18 protein-coding genes are annotated in these 17,872 nt (G+C 61.4%); 8 read left to right on the top strand and 10 right to left on the bottom strand.

Features of this window, described 5'->3' with window-relative positions; genetic code table 11:
- Positions 1-375: 375 nt before the first annotated feature.
- The 6 genes from ACLQ3C_RS10510 to ACLQ3C_RS10485 are packed head-to-tail and all read right to left on the bottom strand — an operon-like array spanning position 376 to position 5,308.
- A complete protein-coding gene (locus tag ACLQ3C_RS10510; RefSeq protein ID WP_425704998.1) occupies positions 376-1,119 on the bottom strand; it encodes an enoyl-CoA hydratase/isomerase family protein in 744 nt (247 codons plus the stop codon).
- Entirely contained in the window at positions 1,116-2,306 is a 1,191-nt protein-coding gene (locus tag ACLQ3C_RS10505; protein ID WP_425704997.1) for an LLM class flavin-dependent oxidoreductase, read from the bottom strand. Before ACLQ3C_RS10505 ends, ACLQ3C_RS10510 begins: the two co-directional genes overlap by 4 nt.
- Entirely contained in the window at positions 2,299-3,681 is a 1,383-nt protein-coding gene (locus tag ACLQ3C_RS10500; protein ID WP_425704996.1) for an MFS transporter, read from the bottom strand. The genes ACLQ3C_RS10505 and ACLQ3C_RS10500 overlap by 8 nt, the downstream gene beginning before the upstream one ends.
- Positions 3,678-4,625, bottom strand: coding sequence for a dihydrodipicolinate synthase family protein (locus ACLQ3C_RS10495; protein WP_425704995.1), 948 nt, complete (start codon positions 4,623-4,625; stop codon positions 3,678-3,680). The genes ACLQ3C_RS10500 and ACLQ3C_RS10495 overlap by 4 nt, the downstream gene beginning before the upstream one ends.
- Positions 4,625-5,080, bottom strand: a complete 456-nt coding sequence (locus tag ACLQ3C_RS10490) for a GlcG/HbpS family heme-binding protein (protein ID WP_425704994.1) — start codon at positions 5,078-5,080, stop codon at positions 4,625-4,627. Before ACLQ3C_RS10490 ends, ACLQ3C_RS10495 begins: the two co-directional genes overlap by 1 nt.
- A 33-nt stretch (positions 5,081-5,113) precedes the next feature.
- The gene (locus ACLQ3C_RS10485) at positions 5,114-5,308 is read right to left on the bottom strand and encodes a hypothetical protein (protein WP_425704993.1); all 195 of its coding nucleotides are present in this window, start codon (positions 5,306-5,308) and stop codon (positions 5,114-5,116) included.
- A gap of 260 nt (positions 5,309-5,568) precedes the next feature.
- On the opposite strand from ACLQ3C_RS10485, the gene ACLQ3C_RS10480 reads away from it, so the two are divergent.
- Positions 5,569-6,279 carry a GntR family transcriptional regulator gene (locus ACLQ3C_RS10480; protein WP_425704992.1) on the top strand — a complete coding sequence of 237 codons (711 nt, stop codon included), beginning with the start codon at positions 5,569-5,571 and terminating at the stop codon, positions 6,277-6,279.
- Between the two features lie 11 nt (positions 6,280-6,290).
- Here the strand turns inward: ACLQ3C_RS10480 and ACLQ3C_RS10475 are convergent, their stop codons facing one another.
- Positions 6,291-6,995, bottom strand: a complete 705-nt coding sequence (locus ACLQ3C_RS10475; protein WP_425704991.1) for a helix-turn-helix transcriptional regulator — start codon at positions 6,993-6,995, stop codon at positions 6,291-6,293.
- A gap of 181 nt (positions 6,996-7,176) precedes the next feature.
- Here ACLQ3C_RS10475 and ACLQ3C_RS10470 point away from each other — a divergent pair, with 181 nt between their 5' ends.
- The 3 genes from ACLQ3C_RS10470 (at position 7,177) to ACLQ3C_RS10460 (ending at position 9,386) form a co-directional block, all read left to right on the top strand.
- A complete protein-coding gene (locus tag ACLQ3C_RS10470) occupies positions 7,177-7,935 on the top strand; it encodes a transporter substrate-binding domain-containing protein (RefSeq protein WP_425704990.1) in 759 nt (252 codons plus the stop codon).
- 75 nt (positions 7,936-8,010) lie between these two features.
- On the top strand, positions 8,011-8,667 hold the full coding sequence (locus tag ACLQ3C_RS10465; RefSeq protein WP_425704989.1) for an amino acid ABC transporter permease: 657 nt from the start codon (positions 8,011-8,013) through the stop codon (positions 8,665-8,667).
- Entirely contained in the window at positions 8,664-9,386 is a 723-nt protein-coding gene (locus tag ACLQ3C_RS10460) for an amino acid ABC transporter ATP-binding protein (protein WP_425704988.1), read from the top strand. The genes ACLQ3C_RS10465 and ACLQ3C_RS10460 overlap by 4 nt, the downstream gene beginning before the upstream one ends.
- Positions 9,387-9,553: 167 nt before the next feature.
- Here the strand turns inward: ACLQ3C_RS10460 and ACLQ3C_RS10455 are convergent, their stop codons facing one another.
- Positions 9,554-10,996, bottom strand: a complete 1,443-nt coding sequence (locus tag ACLQ3C_RS10455; RefSeq protein WP_425704987.1) for an FAD-binding oxidoreductase — start codon at positions 10,994-10,996, stop codon at positions 9,554-9,556.
- Between the two features lie 116 nt (positions 10,997-11,112).
- Positions 11,113-12,180: an ABC transporter substrate-binding protein gene (locus ACLQ3C_RS10450; RefSeq protein ID WP_425704986.1), complete on the bottom strand. Its 1,068-nt coding sequence runs from the start codon at positions 12,178-12,180 to the stop codon at positions 11,113-11,115.
- A 440-nt stretch (positions 12,181-12,620) separates the two neighbouring features.
- On the opposite strand from ACLQ3C_RS10450, the gene ACLQ3C_RS10445 reads away from it, so the two are divergent.
- The 3 genes from ACLQ3C_RS10445 to ACLQ3C_RS10435 all read left to right on the top strand — a co-directional run bounded on the left by ACLQ3C_RS10445 (position 12,621) and on the right by ACLQ3C_RS10435 (position 15,094).
- The gene (locus ACLQ3C_RS10445) at positions 12,621-13,346 is read left to right on the top strand and encodes a FadR/GntR family transcriptional regulator (RefSeq protein ID WP_425704985.1); all 726 of its coding nucleotides are present in this window, start codon (positions 12,621-12,623) and stop codon (positions 13,344-13,346) included.
- A 102-nt stretch (positions 13,347-13,448) separates the two neighbouring features.
- Positions 13,449-14,228 carry an ABC transporter ATP-binding protein gene (locus tag ACLQ3C_RS10440; protein ID WP_425704984.1) on the top strand — a complete coding sequence of 260 codons (780 nt, stop codon included), beginning with the start codon at positions 13,449-13,451 and terminating at the stop codon, positions 14,226-14,228.
- A complete protein-coding gene (locus tag ACLQ3C_RS10435) occupies positions 14,225-15,094 on the top strand; it encodes an ABC transporter permease (RefSeq protein WP_425704983.1) in 870 nt (289 codons plus the stop codon). Before ACLQ3C_RS10440 ends, ACLQ3C_RS10435 begins: the two co-directional genes overlap by 4 nt.
- A 620-nt stretch (positions 15,095-15,714) precedes the next feature.
- Here the strand turns inward: ACLQ3C_RS10435 and ACLQ3C_RS10430 are convergent.
- Complete coding sequence (locus tag ACLQ3C_RS10430; RefSeq protein WP_425704982.1) at positions 15,715-16,686, bottom strand: Lrp/AsnC family transcriptional regulator; 972 nt, start codon at positions 16,684-16,686, stop codon at positions 15,715-15,717.
- Positions 16,687-16,837: 151 nt separating this feature from the next.
- On the opposite strand from ACLQ3C_RS10430, the gene ACLQ3C_RS10425 reads away from it, so the two are divergent.
- The gene (locus tag ACLQ3C_RS10425; RefSeq protein WP_425704981.1) at positions 16,838-17,866 is read left to right on the top strand and encodes an ABC transporter substrate-binding protein; all 1,029 of its coding nucleotides are present in this window, start codon (positions 16,838-16,840) and stop codon (positions 17,864-17,866) included.
- The last annotated feature ends 6 nt before the right edge of the window (positions 17,867-17,872 follow it).

Below are 17,872 nucleotides of genomic sequence, written 5' to 3'. Positions count from 1 at the left end.
ACACAAACGCGCCCGCGTTGCGAGCGGCGTCGCAGCGGGCGAACCGCGGCCCGATCGTGTCGATCACCGAGTCCAGTCCTGCCTGCCACCGGTCATGGTCTACCCTCAAACCCGCGGCTGCCGCGGGCATCTTTGTTGTCTTCACAAACCACAAATCATGCCCCGGCAGTCGCCCTCACCAGCGCAAACACGCCGCAGCACACCACAGACCGCGAACTACGGCTGTAGTACTAGAACGCATGGTGGCCAGCGTGCGTTCCAACTTGCCCATACGGGCAGGCCAGCACCCACGATAGGCGCTCGACTGCTGTCTGCACACAGCTGACAGCCGACCTCACAGAATCACACGGATGTATTTCATCAATCCGGCGAGCATCACACCCCCGGAAACGCCGGCCGGCCGGCACTGAGCCAGCTGTCGAGTTCCGCGACGGCCTGGGCGGGAGGGTCGTCGAGTTCCCCGCGTCGCAGCCGCGTGGAGTAGCTCTTGAGCAGTCGCAGCGCTCCTGGCTCGGTGGCGAGTAAACCTTCTGAGAGTGCAGCCGCCTCGTCGGCCAGCGCCGCATCCGGGACGACTCGACTGACCAGGCCGATCCGCAGCGCTTCTGCTGCCGACACCAGGCGTCCGGTGAACACGAGGTCGGCGGTCGCTCTGGGCCCCACCAGGCCGGGCAGGTACTCCGCGACGACGAGTGGGGCGAGCCCGTGGGCGACCTCGTCGAAGCCGAGCACGGCGCTCTCGGCGGCCACGGTGATGTCGCTCTGCACCGCCAACCCGCTGCCGAAGCCGAGTGCTCGGCCCTGGACAACGCACACGCTGACACCTTCGAAGGTTCGCAGGAGGTCGTTGGCGACCAGGATCAATTGCAGGGACTGTGCTTTGGTGATTCCTTCGGGCTTTTCGCCCTGGTCGCGTCCGAGACAGAAATCGTCGCCGTCGGCTCGGATCACCAGCAGCACCGGCCGCCGTTCATGCACTGCGCGCAGGGCGTCGATCAGTTGGTTCATCGCGGCATACGTCAGCATGTTGCCGCGCGCCGGATTCGCCAGCGTGATCGTGCTGACCGCGTCGTCATGGTCGATTCGGACGAACTGGTCCACCGTGTCTGCTCCGTTCATGTCGTCACCACCGGGTCCGGGATGCGGAGACCGCGGGCGGTGAGGATCGGCAGTACCGCTTCGGCGAAGAAGTCCAGTTCCGGTCCGTAGTCGTAGAACCCGAGTTGCACGCCGTCGATGCCGGCGGCGTGCAGGCCTTCGATCTGGTCGGCGACGTCGGTCGGACTGCCGATGATCTGTACGTGGCCGCCCAGGACGCGGTCGGCCGGTACATGTTCGGGCCAGCCCTGCGCGTCACCGGCCTTGTGGCGGGCGTCGTAGTTGACGATCGACGCCTTGTCGGCCTGCGCCACGATCCGGTCGCGGTAGGCGTAGGCCTCTTCTCTCGTCTCACGGCAGATCACCATCGGGAAGACGATCGTCTTGTGCGGCCGTTGCGTCCGGGTGAAGGCAGCATCGATCTCGGAGGCGATGCCCGGCAACGACTTCATGGCATCGTCGTACGGCGCCCCCGACCGGCTGGAGGTGAAGACGATGTCGGAATGGTCGGCCGCGAAGTCGAAGCCGGCCGCAGAAGCGCTGGCCGACACCATGATCGGCCGACCGAACGTGGGTCGGGGTGACACGTAGGCGTCCTGCAGCTCATACCACGTGCCGCGGAAGGTCAGGTCCTCGTCGCCGGCCCACAGATCTTCCATCACCGACGTGAACTCGTCTGCCCGCCGGTATCTTTCGTCGTGCTCGATGCGGTTCATCCCGAACATGAGTGGTTCGCGGGCATCGTAACCGGTCACGATGTTGAGCCCGAAGCGTCCCTGGGCGATGTGATCGGCGGTGGCGGCGAACCTGGCCAGGTGCAGCGGATGCCACGACCCGTACAGGACGTGGACCGTCGAGATGGTGATGATCCGGCTCGTCACGGGCGCGAGGGCGACCGTGGAGATGAACGGGTCCAGGAAGTTCTCCCGATAGTTGGTCTCGCCGCCGAAACCGCCCTTCTTGACCCACTGCTGGAGGCCGAACACGAAGTCGAAGCCATAGGACTCGGCCTTCTGGGTGAGGTTGCGGTTGTACTCGAAATCCCAACGCGTGTCACGGGGATACGACGACTGGGAGAATCCGCCGGTCTGGGTCGGCAGGAACAGCCCGAGCATCATCGGTTGGCGGGCGATCCGTGACAGCGGGCTGGCCGGATCCTCCAGCGGGGACCGTGGCCGGGTGAGCGTGTCGCGTGTGCGGTCACTCATGTGCGCTCTCTTTCATTTTCTCGGTGGCGACGACCTGCGTCGGGCCGGGCAGCTCGGTGCCTCGTGTCTCCGGGCCGAGGAACCAGGTGACCAGCACGCCCAATCCGTAGGCGATACAACCGATCACGACGGCGGCCACCGCGATCGAGCCGAAGGCGGTGATCAGTGACGCGCTGATCAGCGCGCCGATCGCGGCCGGGAACCGCGCCAGGTTGAACACCAGGGTCATGCCGGTGGCGCGGACATTGGTCGGGAACAGCTCGCTGGGGTACAGCGCCAGCCAGGTCATCTGCCCGAGGGTGAAGAAGCCGTTGATGGCGGACCAGAAGATCAGGGACGCCCGATCATCGGGCAGCAAGAACAGGCAGGGTGTGAAGGCCACCGAGGCGACGAAGTAACCGAAGATCACCGGCTTGCGGCCGACGATGTCGGCGAGCCATCCGTTCACGAGATATCCGAGCACACCGGCGGCGTTGTAGACGAACACCACGAGGGTGACCGAGGCGGCGATGTCGCCGGTGGTGCCGGCCAGCATGGACTTGGCGTACACCGGAATCCACGTCGACACCGCCCACCAGCCGACCATCGACGCCAGCGCCCCGAACGTGAGCATGATGACGCGACGCCGGTAGTCGGAATGGGAGAACAGTTGGCGCAGACGGGGTTGCACGATCTCACCCGCGTCCGCGGTGCCCAGCACCCCGGACGCCAGCGCATCGGTCACGGCCTTACGCTGCTGATCAGCCTTGACCCACAGCGGGGAGTCGAAGGCGGAACGGCGGATGTAGAGGGTGAGCAGCGCCGGCAGCACGCCGATCACGTACATCCATCGCCAGTCGCCGGGGTTGCCCTGATTCACCAGCTGCCATACCCCGGTCGCGATGAGGAAACCCACACCGAAACCGCTCTGCAAGAGCGCGATCCGCAGGCCACGTCGCCGCGGAGGTGCGGTCTCGGCGACAAGCGTGCTTCCGCCACCCCATTCCGCGCCCATTCCCAACCCGGTGAAGAACCGCAGCAGTAGCAGAATGCCGTAGGTCGGGGCGAGCGCGGTCAGTCCGGCACAGATCGCATACCAGAGGATCGACACCAGCATGACGCGTCGACGGCCGAACCGATCGGCCAGCACACCCGACACCAGGCCGCCGACCGCCCAGGACAAGAGTGTGATCGCCAGGATGCCGCCGACGTAGTACGCATTGCGTCCGGCCGCGCCCGGTCCGACCAGATCGTTGACGACGAAGGACGCGACGAGCACCGTCGCGAATGTTTCGTAGCCGTCGAACATCCAACCCATATATGCGCCGACGAAGGCGTGGCGCCGGCCGCTGCGCTCTCGCGCGTCGACAACCGGCGACTCGATCGACGTGGTCATGTGGTGGCACCTTTCACGGTGTCGGGTGCGGCCGGGTTCGGTAGTGCGGCAGTCAGATCGAGCGACTCGAGGTGCTGGGCCAGGCGTGCGGCATCGTGTTCGGGCATCGGCTGGAACGGGGCGGCCGGCGCACCGACGTCGTAGCCGAGGGCGCCCATCGCGGCCTTCATCGTCGTGGTCAACCCGTACTTGGACCACACCGCCGGGAACGTGCGAAAGTGCTTCTGCCACTGGGCTGCCAGAGCGTGGTCGCCGTTGCGGTAGGCGGCCACCACCCGTGAACCGACAATGGTCCCGGGCGGCGGCATCATGGCACCCGAACCGCCGAGGGTCAGTGTGGTGAGCAGGGCCTGCATGGTGGTGTAGTAGCGGGCGTGTCCGGCCTCGTCGATCTCGGCGCACAGTCTGCCGATCTTGATGAGGTCGCGGGAACTCTCCTTGAAGCCGACGATCCCGTCGATCGTGCTGAGCTCCACCATCGTCGCCACGTCGGCGTCGGTGCCCTGGCCCGGGTTGTGGTAGGCGATGATCGGCAGCGGACTCGCGGCGGCGATCTGCTCGAAGTAGGTGACGAGATCGGTTGTGCTGGCCGGGTTTCCGCCAGGGTGGCGCGGGATGAGTACCTGGGCGAAGTCGGCGCCGGCCGAGGCCGCGTGCTCGGCCAGGCGCACCACCTCGGCTGCCGACGCATGTGACACTCCGGCGAGCACGGGCACGCGTTTGTTGACCGTGTCGAGCGCGCCGGACAGGATCTGCTGCCGCTCCCGGAGCCCGAGGACCTGGTATTCGGTGACCTCGGCGCCCAGGACCGAGATGGCGTCGCAGTGCCCGGACAGGAGGTCGAGCAGATCGTCGAGGCGGTCGCGGTTGACGGTGCCGTCGGGTGTGAACGGGGTCAGTGCCGCCCCGATGACGCCGGTCGGAGGCGTGATCGATGTCGGCATCAGCGCGCCCCCTCGGAGGATGCGGGTGACGCCGATCCGGCGATGTTCGGGTGCTCGACGGCATAGGCGGCGACGTCGTCGTCCTGCACGGAAGTTCCACCGCTCAAACCGATTCCGCCGATGACCCGGCCGTCGACGATGATCGGAATGCCACCGGCGATCACGTTGAAGTGTCCGTCATTGGTCTGGTTGATGCCCCAGGCGAGCCCACCGGGTTGCGACACGCCGCCGTAGAACGCGGTGGTGTTGCGTGCGCCGGCCGCGGTGAAGGCCTTGTCGATGGCGATGGACACGCTGGTGATCTTCGCGTCGTCCATGCGGTCGAATGCGACGAGGTAGCCGCTCTCGTCGACGACGGCGATGCACATCGGCACCCCGATCTCTCTCGAACGTTCGGTGGCCGCGTCGATCAACGTCTTGGCCTCGGTCAGGTCGATTCGCGAAACCTGCAGCATTGTTTCCTGCCCTTCTCGGTGTGGGGTGATTGGTCAGATGGTGGGTGGAAGTGCGAGACCGAGGTCCTCACGCAACGTGGTGCCGCGGTAGGTCGCGCGGAACAGTCCTTTGTCCTGCAGTCGCGGGACGACCTCGTTGACGAAGGTTTCGAGGCCGTCGGGCAGGACGTCGATCATCAGGGCGAAGCCGTCCGCGGAAGGTTGTCGACGCGGTCGCGATGACGCCACGCACCCAAACGCATACCGAGCCCCATTGCCGTGGCGACGAGGACGAGCGACTCCCCATCCTGCTGCACTCGGCCCACGACGTGCCTCGACTCTCCTGCGTATATGGCTGTCGACATCTGTCGACATATGTCTTCGTACCGCGGTAGCATCCAGTACTCAAGACTTTTGAGCAGCGTGATCATTTAGTCGGGCGGGAGTTCGTCAACGCCTGCACGGTCGGGTACAAGCAGTGGACAGTTGCAGTGAAACGAGGAGGGGACGTGGCACGACAAACCCGCGGGGAAGCAGAGGCCGTCGAGGAGCCCGGCGGCACGCGGGGCGCCCTGTACCAGGTGCTTCGTCAGGAGATCCTGGCCGGGAACCCGTCGCCGGGTGAGCCGCTGCATGAAGTGGCGCTGAGCAACCGGCACGGGGTGTCGCGCGCCCCGATCCGTGAGGCCCTGTTGCGTCTGGAGGCCGACGGCCTCGTCGAACGAGGTCCCCGCGGATCGGTCGTACGCACGCGGACACCCGACGAGATCTACGACATCTACCAAGTGCGCATCGCGCTGGAGGCCGAAGCGGTGGAGACGGCGATCCGGCACGCGACGGAGATCGACTTCGCGCGGCTCGCCCTGGTGCACGAGAGTGCGGTCGCCGAGAAGGATCCGAATCGGGCGCGGCAGTTGCATGCACGCTGGCATCAGGTGCTGGCCGGGGCGTCCCGCAACCAGACGATCGGCGAGGTCCTCGAACGCCTCTCATCGCAGTTGGCGCTGTACGAGACACCGTCGCTGGCCGGCTCGGACAACCTGAAACACAGCCACGATGAGCATCTTCGAATCATCGAGGCGATGCGCGACAACGACGCCGCTCTGGCTCGCGAGCTGATCCGGACACACCTGCAACGAACCCGCGACGTTCGGGTGAATTCGCTACTGCAGAGCGAGGGGTCGTTCCCGGGTGCGGATGCGACCGAGACTTCAAGCTGACCCGGCCAGACTCACGAACCGCCTGCCTCGGATTCGATTTCGTTGAGGTAGTTGTAGATCGTGAACTTGGATACCTTGAGTGCGTCAGCAACGAGATCGGTGGCTTCCTTGAGCATGAAGAATCCGCGTTCCCGGAGATTGCGGACAATCTCGACCTTCTGATGCTTCTTCAGGCTCGAGACGGGAGTGTTCTGCTGCTCGATGCAAGAGGCGAGCATTCGTTCGCTGAGCTCGTTCAGGTCGGAGACGAACTGCTCCCGCGCCGGATCGGTGTGGCCCAGATCCAGCCCTTCGAGTAGCGGTTCGCCCACGCCTGGCGGAAGTATTGCGCGGGCGATGCGCTCGATGGCTTCCCACTGCGACACATCCACGTTCACGCAGAGAGCGCCCTGTAGCTGACCGGTCGAGTCACGGACAAAGAACGTTGACGACCACAGGCGTCGTCCGTCAGGGGCGTGCGTCGTGTAGCCGACGATGCTGTCGGCTTGGTCATCGTTCACCGCTTGGCGCAAGAGCAGATCGGTGATGGGGTCACCCGGTTTGCGGCCGGTGAGCGTCCCGTGAATGGCAACGATCGAGCTGGGAAGCTTACTGAAGTCGTGGAGCACGATCTCACACGACGATGGCAACGCGGCACCCAAGGGATCGACCATCCGCTCGAACATCGACATGAGCCGCTCGCCGTCCAGTGTCTTCTTGACCTGCGGGTAGTCCATCTCGCCCTCCCGTACGTACCCGGCGATCACACCGAGGCATCCGTTAACTCGTTGTTACTTTCTGCCAATGTAGCCACAAGTCGATTGCCACTGCGTTAGCATCAACTTCAACAGTCCGTTGAAGTACTGACTCGGCGCACCTCCGCGTGCCGAGTGTTCGTCACCCTGAGGAAGAGACACAGTGAAGCGAGTTCTGACCACAGCCATCCTATGTGCCGCCATCGTGGGACTGGCCGCCTGTACTACCGACGGTTCCGGGTCCACCGATGCATCGGGGAGGAAAAACGTTGAAGTCGGCATGATCAACAGTGGCCCCCCATTTGAATACATGGACAAGGGCCAACTTACCGGATTCGAGGTCGAGCTACTCTCCGACGTGGCGAAGAAGGAGAATTGGAACGTCTCGTACAAGTACATGAACTTCGACGCGATGATTCCGGCACTCCAGTCGCACACTGTCGACGCTGCGGCGGGCGGATTCTTTATCACGCCCGAACGAAAGAAGGCGATCTCGTTCTCGAATTCCTACTACAGCGACGGAAACGAGCTGGTGGTCTCGAAGGGTAGTGAGATCAAGAGCCCTGAGATGCTGAAGGGCAAGAAGATCGTGGCGAAAAAGGGCGCCTCGAGTGCTGCCGCCGCCCAGAAGGTCGCGGATCAGTACGGCGCATCGGTGATACTTCTGCCTGATGAGCCCTCGATGTTCCTGGCGCTGAGCAACGGCACCGCAGATGCGCTCGTCGACGATTCCGCAGTCATCGCCTACAAAGAAAAGACGGACGGCACCGAGCTTGTTGCAATAAAGCAGCTCGACGAAACTCCCGTCGGTTTGGCATTCCAGAAGAACAGCAAGCTGGTCGAAGGGTTCAATCAAGCGCTCACGCAGCTGAAGTCCGATGGCACTCTGGCGAAGCTGAAGACCAAGTATCAAATGAACTGACCCTCAACGGCGGGCCGCCACCGCGGCCCGCCGTCTCAGAATGCAGCACTGCAGCGACTCGAAAGCCCATCTTACGTGAGCAATTTCTTCAATGTGCTAATTGACGCACTCCCGACGCTACTCAGCGGTATGAAGGTTACCGTCTATGTGACCGTCATATCGCTGGTCATCGCATCGATTCTAGGCCTTTGCCTATGTTTCATGACGTTGGCGAAGAGTTCAATCGTCCGCGGAATCGCGAGAGTGTATGTCAACATATTCCGTGGCACGCCCTTGCTGGTGCAGATACTATTCATATATTTTGGAATCCCTAGCCTCCTCGGAATCCACATGGAGGCGATCTATGCCGGCATACTCGCGATGAGTCTGTATGTTACGGCATACATGTCGGAGATCTTCCGAGCCGGGATTCAGGGAGTCGATGCCGGCCAGTTCGAGGCCAGTGTGTCGATTGGACTCAAACGGCTGCAGATGATGCGGCTGGTGATTCTGCCGCAAGCGGTTCGGTCAGTCCTACCCGCATTTGTCAACCAATTCTCGATGACGATCAAAGATACCTCACTTCTTTCTGTGATTGGTATCGCCGAGCTCACGTTCCAGGGGCAGGAAATATATGCTGCCAACTTCGAGACGTTCACCATTCTCTTTGAGTTGGCGGTCCTCTATTTCATCATCGTCTACGTCTTGACCTTTATTTCCAGGATTTTGGAACGAAGGATGGCCCGTTCATGATTTCAGTCGACAGTCTGCACAAACAATTCGGTGACAACGCAGTATTGAAGGACGTCAACCTCGAAGTCGCGCGTGGTGAGGTCGTCTGTGTCATCGGCCCATCGGGCGGAGGCAAGTCGACGCTTCTGCGGTGCCTCAACGGGCTGGAGTCTCCGACAAGTGGTCGGGTTCTGGTCGAAGGGGAGGACATCACTGCTCGGCGTTACGACCTACGTGCGCTACACGTGAAGGTGGGGATGGTCTTTCAGCACTTCAACCTCTTCCCCCACCTCACCGCGGCGGAGAACGTAGCGCTCGGACCGAGGCATGTGCTCGGTCTGACACGTGACGAAGCCAGCGCAAAGGCCGAGAAACTCCTCGGTCAGGTAGGACTTGCTGATCGAGCAGACGCCAAACCTGCGCAACTCTCGGGTGGCCAGAAGCAACGCGTCGCCATCGCCCGATCACTTGCGATGGACCCGCACGCAATGCTGTTCGACGAACCGACATCGGCGCTCGACCCGGAACTCGTCGGAGATGTACTCGCCGTCATGCGGGATCTCGCAGAATCAGGCATGACGATGGTCGTCGTCACGCACGAGATGGGGTTCGCTCGCAACATATCCGATCGAGTGGTATTCATGGCGGACGGCTCCGTTGTCGAGACCGGCACTCCGGAACAGATCTTCAGCGAACCAGCCCACGAGCGGACTCGCGCGTTCCTGTCTCGGGTGCTCTGATGGTCATGTCGGGGCCCTGTCTCAAGAGGCGTCCAGGCGGTCACCGACGTACCGGTGATCGTCGCGGGACAGCGGCGGTCACGGTACGGGCGGAGTTTGCAGGCGCCCACTGGCCTAGACATGACAACTCGAGTGAGATTTCGAGGAAAGTGAGGCCGGCCGCTTCGTTACGGCGTATCTCCGAGGTGACGCGCGGATCCGGGCGCGGTGAGGCGATAGGACCATCCGGAGGATGGCAGTGCGGTGGAAGTCGTGACTTCGTTTTCTGTCACGTCGTCCGACTTTCCCTGGGCTAGCAGTCCGTATGGGTCAGTTGCCCTCTTCAAGCTCGACTCCGCGTCAGACCACGGCTTCATCCCGCCTGCCGCCAGGGTTGGGGTATGAATGTTGGCGATGACCAGGCCGGCTTCCTCGAGTCGTCGCGTGATCTCGGCCATCTGTTCCTGACTCTCGAACTCCCACACCGGCGAGCCCTGTGCAGATAGCGCACCGTCGAAACGCTTCATCTCCAGATGCATCGGACCCAAGTCGGCGAAGTCGTGGTTTATGCGCACAATCGTTTCATACAAGGATTCTTTGGGAAACAGTGCCAGCTGCCCGATCAGGCTCCGATTCACACGTTGGAAGTTCATCATCGCGTGACCCCAGGTGAACTCGTAGATCGGGATGCCGTACGAACCCGTTCCTTCGGGGGAGCAGTTCCTGATCGAGCCGCCATTCTCGGCGACCAGGTCCTCGACGTTCGGCAGGTATTGCTCGGCGACCATCGCCAACACCATCGAGTGGCCTGACGGAATGAAGTCGGCGAGTTCGCGGAAGTAGGTGGGTAGCGGATCTTGATGAATGGAGACGAGCTTCTTCAGCACTCCTTCGCTCTCGCACAGGTCGACCGAGAAACGTGCTGCGGCCGCGAAGTCAGGGAAGCTGATGACCAGTTCTTGCCAGTTCCAGGCGGGCGCTGTCGGCAACTCGACCTCGGTGATGATGCCGTTCGCTCCGTAGGCGTGGTGCACGATGTTGACATCAGAACCGACGACCTCGATCAGTCGAGGTTCCTCCTCCACGGTCATCACCTCGAGCGCCACGATGTTTCCACGGTCACGCAGGATTCCCCACTGACAGCTGCCGATTCCGGCGTGCCCGCCTGCGAGGTAGCCACCGATAGTAGCCTGCTTGGCGGTGGACGGGTGCATTCTCAGCTCCCATCCGGCGGGGCGTATCTCCGCATCGATGTCGGAGACGAGCGTTCCGCATAGCGCACGTACGGTCCCGTGGCGTCGCGCGGTAACGCCGGTGATGCCGGTGACGTCGATGACTGCGCCGCCACTGAGAGGAACGGCTTGACCGAACTGTCCGGTACCGCCTCCACGTACGGTGATGGGAACTCGATTGCGTGCGCATGACGCAACGGCGACGCGCAACTCCTCTTTCGATCGTGGTGCTATATAGATGTCGGCGATCCGTCCGCGCATCACCTCGCGAAGAACAGGACTCTGCGCGAACCGGTCACGACTCTTGGCCTTCAGTTGCCGGAGGTCAGTGGAGTGCGGAACGTTTCCGAGCTCGTCGATCAGGTTCGCGAGGGCGGGGCTTTCGGCGGTGCTTGTCATGATGGCCTTTCGGTTCGAGAGATTAGGCATTGATGTGCGGGACTGGGCTTGTGTCGGGTCGTGCTGCGCTCACTTAGAGAGTGTTCGAAATGCGGGGCTCCGACACGACGAGCTGGCTATAAGACCGGCGGCGGTCCTTGATAGACGCCAGCAGGGGCGGGAGGCAGCTGGTCGATGGTCGGCATCTTGACATCCGGGACGAACTCGTTGTCGAACAGGTCGGTGGCGTTGAATCCCTGGGACAGTGCACCCATTTGCTTCATTTGACTAACTATCTGGTTCCAGCGAGAATCGGTCATCGCGCCCATCGTCTTACCGCCCTGTGTTCCGATCACATACTTGCGCTGGGCGTCCCAGGTGAACCAGTTGACGTCTGCGGCGAGTTGGTCATCATCCTTGATGATCTGCTCATTGGCCTTTTTGGCAGCAGTGACGTTAGTGAGATACGCAGTCCATCCCTTGCTCAAAGCACGTAGCGCCCGGTCAAGCTCATCCTTGTGCTTATTGGCGAATTCTTTGGTAACGACAAGAATCTGGCCATACGGATTGAATCCAGCTGAAGCATAGCCCAGGTAATTTAGCTCGAATCCGTGTTGACGCGCCTCGTACACGGTGTTTGTTGGGTACCCCTGTGTGATGGCATCAGGGGAGGCCATGAACGCTGCGTTCGAGCCGTTGAAATTCTGTGTCTTGAAGTCGATACCCTGCGACTTCTTCACCCATTGCCAGCCCAGATCAATCGGCGCGACTGTCCACGTCTTGTTGGCGAGATCCTTCCATTGCGTCCAACCGGTGCTCTTCTTGACAAAGATCCCGGTGGGCGCCGTGGAGAACTCGTTGTACACCGCGGTGAGTGGGATACCTTTGTCGCGGGCCTGCAAGTAGCTGTCCATGGTGGCGACGGCGATGTCGGCTTTTCCGGAAGCGAGGAGCGTCAGTGTCGAGACGTTTGGGCCGCCAGCGCGAATATCGACGTTATGGAATCCCTCGTCTGCAAGGTAGCCCTCGGTGATGGCCGTTGTCCATCCGCCGCTTTGTGCGTTTTTGAACCAGGACAACTGTACGGACAGTGAGTTGTTGTCGGTCTTATCGGCACTACTGCCGCAGCCGGCGAGCGCCAAGGCTGAGGCTGTGGCGATGGCGAGAACGACAACGCGAAACCTGAAGGTGTGAACCCAACGCATTGCTACTCCATCGAAGAAGGGATACGTCGCTCGGTGATGGCGAGAGGCGAGGCGGACCGCAATGGTCCGACCAAGCGAACCGTAAGTGGGTCCCCGACGCCGAGCAACTTCAACGGCAATTTGTTCACGATGGCGCAACATCGGCGCAAGTTCACCGCGCAGACCGTTGTGATCGTCAGACGTTCCGTGGCTCTATCTGCTCAGATCTGTTGCTGCACAGCGTGACGAAGAGCCGAGGAGTAGGAGGATTGCCCGGATGTTTCCATTGTGAAATTCGTGTTGCGCCGCAATTGTGCGGTGGGCAACGGCGCGAGAAGATGGTTATGGTCGGCCCAGACAGCCGGATTGGTCCGGCCAACCACGCCTCTCAGGCCACACTCGGAAGTGCACCGATGAACATAGTCCAGCCCGTTGAGTCGCCAAGAACTCGTATGGTGCCGATGGAGTTGCTCGCACCGAGCCGCTCTCAGTGGCGCGGCCGGGACAGCGTGGGCGACGAGGTTTCCGCGCACCTCGAAAAGCTCATCGCCACTGGCGAACTCCGGTCCGGAGATCGACTTCCGTCCGAACGAGAGTTGGCGCTGCACCTGGGGATCTCTCGCGCCTCACTGCGGGAGGCGATGCACGATCTGAAGGCAAAGCATCTCATCGAGCGACGGCCCGGTCGCGGTACTATTGTCATGCCGGCGCCGGAGCATGTCAGCGCGATGTACTCCGAACTCTCCGATGCGGAGCACCAACTGCGTGATATCGCCCAGCTGCGGGAGACCATCGAGCCGAAACTCGCTGAGTTGGCAGCGATTCGAGCGACTTCTGGAAATTTGCGTTCACTTGAGGATGTGTTGACGAGGCCCGTCGCAGACGTAACCCCTGAGGAGTCCTTGCGCTACGACTTGGAGTTTCACAATCTCGTCGCGTCGGCATCACAGAACCATCTGATGTCAGCGATTAACACACTCGCCGGGCAATGGACCTGCACTACCCGGGTGCTGTCGCATTCCACAAGGCATGCGCGTGAGGTATCTTACCTGGGACACAAGGCGATCTATGCAGCGATTGCGACAGGAAGTGCTGACGGGGCGCGGGACGCGATGCGTCGACACCTCGCCGACGTTGCATCGTTGACCCAGGAGACCTTCGAGGAGACCCGCGATGGCCAGCGCTGAGCCCGGCGATCGTCCGCTCTGTCTGATGTTTGGACCAATTCTTCGACCGCGACTTTCGGCATCGGTGGCCGATCGCAACGGCGCGTTTGTAAAGGAATCCGTATGACTATGAATCCGGCTCCGGAGATCTCGATGGCTGTCACCGACCCCGCACCACCGCTACTAGCGTTCGAACAGGTCACCAAGACGTACTCGAACGGCTTCCGGGCACTTGCACCCGTCGACCTCACCGTGCAGCGTGGCGAGATCGTCACCATCGTGGGCCCATCAGGGTGCGGTAAGACGACGCTACTGCGTATTGCCGGAGGCCTGTCCATGCCGACGACCGGCTCCTTTGTCTCAACCTCGGATCAGAACTCGTATGTGTTCCAGGACCCGACGCTGCTGGCGTGGCGGTCGGTGTTGACCAACACCGAACTTGTCGCCCGCATCCGGAAGGTCCCCAAGGCGGAAGCCAAGCGGCGGGCCGTCGAAGCTCTCGGTCTCGTCGGGTTGGGTGAGTTTCAGAAGGCACTACCGCGAGAGCTGTCGGGTGGCATGAAGATGCGGGTGTCCCTGGCCCGCGCATTGGCGTCCGAACCCGAGCTGATGCTGATGGACGAACCCTTCGCCGCCCTCGACGAGTTCACCCGCGAACGGATGGCCGACGAACTTATACGGCTCTGGGCCCAACGTCAGTTCGGGGTCTTGTTCATCACCCACTCCATCCGCGAAGCGGTCAAGATCTCTCACTCCATCATCTTGATGGCGACAGGACCAGGTCATGTTGTGGAACGTATCAAATCACCCAGTCCACCAACTCAGGACACCACTGACTGTCGCGACCAGAACGCTCTCGACGGCTTGACCGAATATATCGGCGCGAGATTGGCATCAGCATGAGCATCATCGGCACCGCACCACAGCCCATGACCACCGCGACCACGGACTTGCCTGTTACTCGCGGCCGCCATCGCCGAATCGCGGGCCGCATACTTCGGACGGTGTTGCCGCCCGCCGTCATCCTCGTGGTCGTGGTTGCTGTTTGGCAGCTGTGCACCATCTTGTTCGACATTCCCGACTATCTCGTACCCAGTCCAAGTGACTTGGTTCACGAACTCGGTCCGGCTCTCCCAGGGCTGGTGCAGCCGACATTGGTCACCATGCAGGAGGCCTACGGCGGATTCGTGATCGCGGCAGTGGCAGGCTTCGTGGCCGCCGTCGTTATGTCCAGGTGGTCGTTCGCCGAACGTGGAATGTACCCGTATCTCGTGCTGCTGCAAACGATTCCGATCATTGCAGTTGCGCCCATCTTGGTTGTTTGGCTGGGTGCGGGCATTGCTACAAACACGATCGTCGCCGCGATCATCGCGGTCTTCCCGGTAGCTGCCAACACCCTGACCGGTTTGAAGTCGACCGAACGCAACCTCGTGCAGCTGTTCGAGATGGCTGGAGCGAACAAGACCCATCAGCTGATAGTCCTACGTGTACCGTTTGCGTTGCCGTACATCCTGACCGGTCTGCGCATCGCAGCGGGTTCTGCGGTAGTCGGTGCCATCGTTGGTGAGTTCGTCGCAGGGATTGGTGGGGGAGAAGGCGGACTGGGGTACGTCATCACCTCTACCGCTCAGCAGTTGATGACCTCACGTCTGTTCCTGGCGGTCATCGCTGCCAGCCTTGTCTCGCTGTTGCTGTTTGGCATCATCCGCGCAATCGAGGCCGTTACGTTGCGCCGCTGGCACGAGTCCGCCATGTCGAGCGAGGAATGACAATCCAGAGCATGCGTGTAAGAGACGATTCGGGGGTGAGGCAACGTGAAGTTCAAAGTTCCCCTGCTCGAGCGGAACGTCGACGTGGTGCGATGCGTGGCCGACGGAGGCTTCGAGGACAATGGGATAACACTCGTGTGAGACCACCGCCATCGCGCTTCCCTGTCGCCAGTTCAAGAAGGTGTCGAAGGATGGCGGCGGCAGGGGAGCCGTGACACTGCCTGCTGGCCACTGGCACCTACTACCTGCGCGTTGCGCCCCCGCCGGGGCACTGAAAGGCTTGGAAGAGCGCGGATACACCCGCGTCGTACGCTGTCGAGTTTCACAGCGGCGTTCGTGCGCGCCTGTGCGCTTCGGCTCTCGATGCCCTCGCGGTCGAGGCCAGGGCGCGTGGTATCGGTGTTTCGATCGTGAAGTCATCGCGAGCCTCGACCCGTTCGTCCGCACGCCCACCCGCAATACCGCAGACCAAACCGCTAGACAGCCCAGACATCGCAAAGTTCAAAGAGGATCGCGGGTACGAACGCTACTTGTTTTGAATACAAATGGCGGTCGATACGTCTCACTGTTTCGCGCACGCCACATCCGATATCGGCTGTCCGGCAATGGTTTGCCGATGATCAGTGTGACCAGCGTGAGGTTTGCTTGACTACATCTTGGTGGGGTAAGAGAACACTCTCAGCGACTTCATCCATATCGCGTACCTGTCGATAGACACCGGCGAGATGCTCGCGATCGCGACAGATAACTTCCAGGTTCATGTCGTACTGTCCGGCGGTCTGAGCCATCCACACTGCTTCGGGCAGTTGCGTGAGGCGTGAAGCCACGCGTGTTGAGTTGGCGCGGCAAAGTATTCGAATTGTGCCGATGGCGTGCATACCGAGCAGTGATGGAGCGATTCTGCAGTGAATACGGACGAGAGACCGGCTCGACAGACGGAGGAACCGTTGGCGAGTTGCGGGTACTGACAACCCGCAGGTGTGTGCGAGGTCGGTGAAGGTGGCGCGGCCATCGCTCTGCAAGACTCCTAGGATCAATCGATCGGCGTCATCAATTCCTCGGCCGGCGCCTTCGACCCACGCGGTTGGCTCAGCTGTCCCACTGGCGCTGCTGCCGAACGCGTACGGAGTGATGAACGAGCGTAGGACGTGTTGGACCCGGACGGTGTTGACTCCCGCGACCGGCCGGATCCGCTCATCGATCAGTTTAACCAACGAGGCGTTGTCCTTGGTGCTGACCTGGACGAGTACGGTAACCAGGTCAGTCACCGTAGCGATCCACTGAGCTTCCGCAATATGGGCGAGTTCGCCGGCGACACTTGATGTGCGGGCGTCAGTGTCCACAACGAGGTATGCCATGACCGGTGTGCCCAGCAGCGCGGGGTCCACAAGCCCTACCACTCTGATATCACGCGACGCGAGAAGTCGATCGAGACGTTGTCGCGCGGTGGCTGCGGATATGTTGATCCGTTCTGCGATCCGTGCAACCGGAACCCTCCCGTCCTCACACAACAACGCCACGATGGCTTGATCCACCGGGTCGAGCGACTCGGTCATGCGGCGCGGCGAAGTCGAGGGCAGCGGATGGGACACCCTTCGCATTGTTCCACAGATCCTGTCGAACCACTCATGTCGCACATCCCCAGCAGATCGAAACAATCAGTTTACAAGCACGCAACGGACGACTGTTTATGTTGTAGCCACAGCCACAGACAACCAAATCCGCAACTCAATAGGAGTCACCATGCGCAGGCGACCGACTCGTCACTGGCCCGCAGCAGCTACCGTCGCTATAGCGGCTGCACTCGCGATAGCGGGGTGTTCGTCGTCGGTCAACTCCGCGGCCGACAGCGGATCGTCAGTCGCCTACCAACTTGGTTGGCTTCCAAACATCGAGGATGCAGGAACCTGGATCAGCCTGGAAAAGGGCTACTTCAAGGACGAGGGAGTCACTGTCAGCATGATCAACGGAGGGCCGACGGTTTCGGTACCGGCGGTCGTGAGCTCTGGCAAAGCGTTGATCGGCGTCACCGGATTGGACGAAGCTGCCGCCGCCGATCAGAAGGGCGCCAACCTCAAAGTGATCGGCTTCCTGTTCCAGAAGACTCCGTACGGCATCGTGAGCTTGAAAAGGAACCCAATACCGAATCCTAAAGCCATGGTCGGGAAGAGGATTGGAGTACCGGCAGTCAACCTTGTTGCCTGGAACGCGTTTACGTCGATGAATGGGATAACGAAGAATCAGGCTACCGTCGTACCGACCACGGAATCATCGGGATTGCTCGACGGTCAGACTGATGGACAAATGGCGTATTTAACCAACGAGCCGACCCAGCAGAAGATGATCGACGCAGGCATACAAGGCTTCAGCTTTTCTGACTACGGATACCAAATGGCGACTCAGGCATTCGTCGTCGATGGTTCCAGCCTGGCTGATGCTGGCAAGCGAAAGAAGATCGAGGGTTTCATGCGTGCGGTCTTGCGCGGATGGCAGATCTCGGTCAATGACCCGAATCTAGGTGCCCAGCTCGCAGTCCAGAAGTACGGCAAGGACCTCGGTCTCGACTTGGAACAACAGCAGCGCGAATCAGTTGCACAAAACGCCCTAATTTCTACTACCTGGACGAAGGAACACGGCATTGCGACAATATCGCCACAGCTGCTTTCCGACAGCTTCGCAACCATCGCGCGTACTGGGGTGAAAGCGAAGCCGGACGATGTCGTTGATATGTCGGTCCTCGCCAAAGTCTACGCCAACGGACCTACGCTATGACTGAGA

Origin of the sequence: Gordonia sp. DT30 (assembly GCF_049844915.1) — a bacterium.
In the GTDB taxonomy this organism is placed as follows: domain Bacteria; phylum Actinomycetota; class Actinomycetes; order Mycobacteriales; family Mycobacteriaceae; genus Gordonia.
This window is presented reverse-complemented; position numbering and strand designations above follow the sequence as displayed.

What these genes read in the sequence shown, in the direction of transcription:
- ACLQ3C_RS10510 (WP_425704998.1), bottom strand. Translation starts at nt 1,119, where the DNA reads ATGAACGGAGCAGACACGGTGGACCAGTTCGTCCGAATCGACCATGAC.
- ACLQ3C_RS10505 (WP_425704997.1), bottom strand. Translation starts at nt 2,306, where the DNA reads ATGAGTGACCGCACACGCGACACGCTCACCCGGCCACGGTCCCCGCTG.
- ACLQ3C_RS10500 (WP_425704996.1), bottom strand. Translation starts at nt 3,681, where the DNA reads ATGACCACGTCGATCGAGTCGCCGGTTGTCGACGCGCGAGAGCGCAGC.
- ACLQ3C_RS10495 (WP_425704995.1), bottom strand. Translation starts at nt 4,625, where the DNA reads ATGCCGACATCGATCACGCCTCCGACCGGCGTCATCGGGGCGGCACTG.
- ACLQ3C_RS10490 (WP_425704994.1), bottom strand. Translation starts at nt 5,080, where the DNA reads ATGCTGCAGGTTTCGCGAATCGACCTGACCGAGGCCAAGACGTTGATC.
- ACLQ3C_RS10475 (WP_425704991.1), bottom strand. Translation starts at nt 6,995, where the DNA reads ATGGACTACCCGCAGGTCAAGAAGACACTGGACGGCGAGCGGCTCATG.
- ACLQ3C_RS10460 (WP_425704988.1), top strand. Translation starts at nt 8,664, where the DNA reads ATGATTTCAGTCGACAGTCTGCACAAACAATTCGGTGACAACGCAGTA.
- ACLQ3C_RS10455 (WP_425704987.1), bottom strand. Translation starts at nt 10,996, where the DNA reads ATGACAAGCACCGCCGAAAGCCCCGCCCTCGCGAACCTGATCGACGAG.
- ACLQ3C_RS10450 (WP_425704986.1), bottom strand. Translation starts at nt 12,180, where the DNA reads ATGCGTTGGGTTCACACCTTCAGGTTTCGCGTTGTCGTTCTCGCCATC.
- ACLQ3C_RS10445 (WP_425704985.1), top strand. Translation starts at nt 12,621, where the DNA reads ATGGAGTTGCTCGCACCGAGCCGCTCTCAGTGGCGCGGCCGGGACAGC.
- ACLQ3C_RS10440 (WP_425704984.1), top strand. Translation starts at nt 13,449, where the DNA reads ATGACTATGAATCCGGCTCCGGAGATCTCGATGGCTGTCACCGACCCC.
- ACLQ3C_RS10435 (WP_425704983.1), top strand. Translation starts at nt 14,225, where the DNA reads ATGAGCATCATCGGCACCGCACCACAGCCCATGACCACCGCGACCACG.
- ACLQ3C_RS10425 (WP_425704981.1), top strand. Translation starts at nt 16,838, where the DNA reads ATGCGCAGGCGACCGACTCGTCACTGGCCCGCAGCAGCTACCGTCGCT.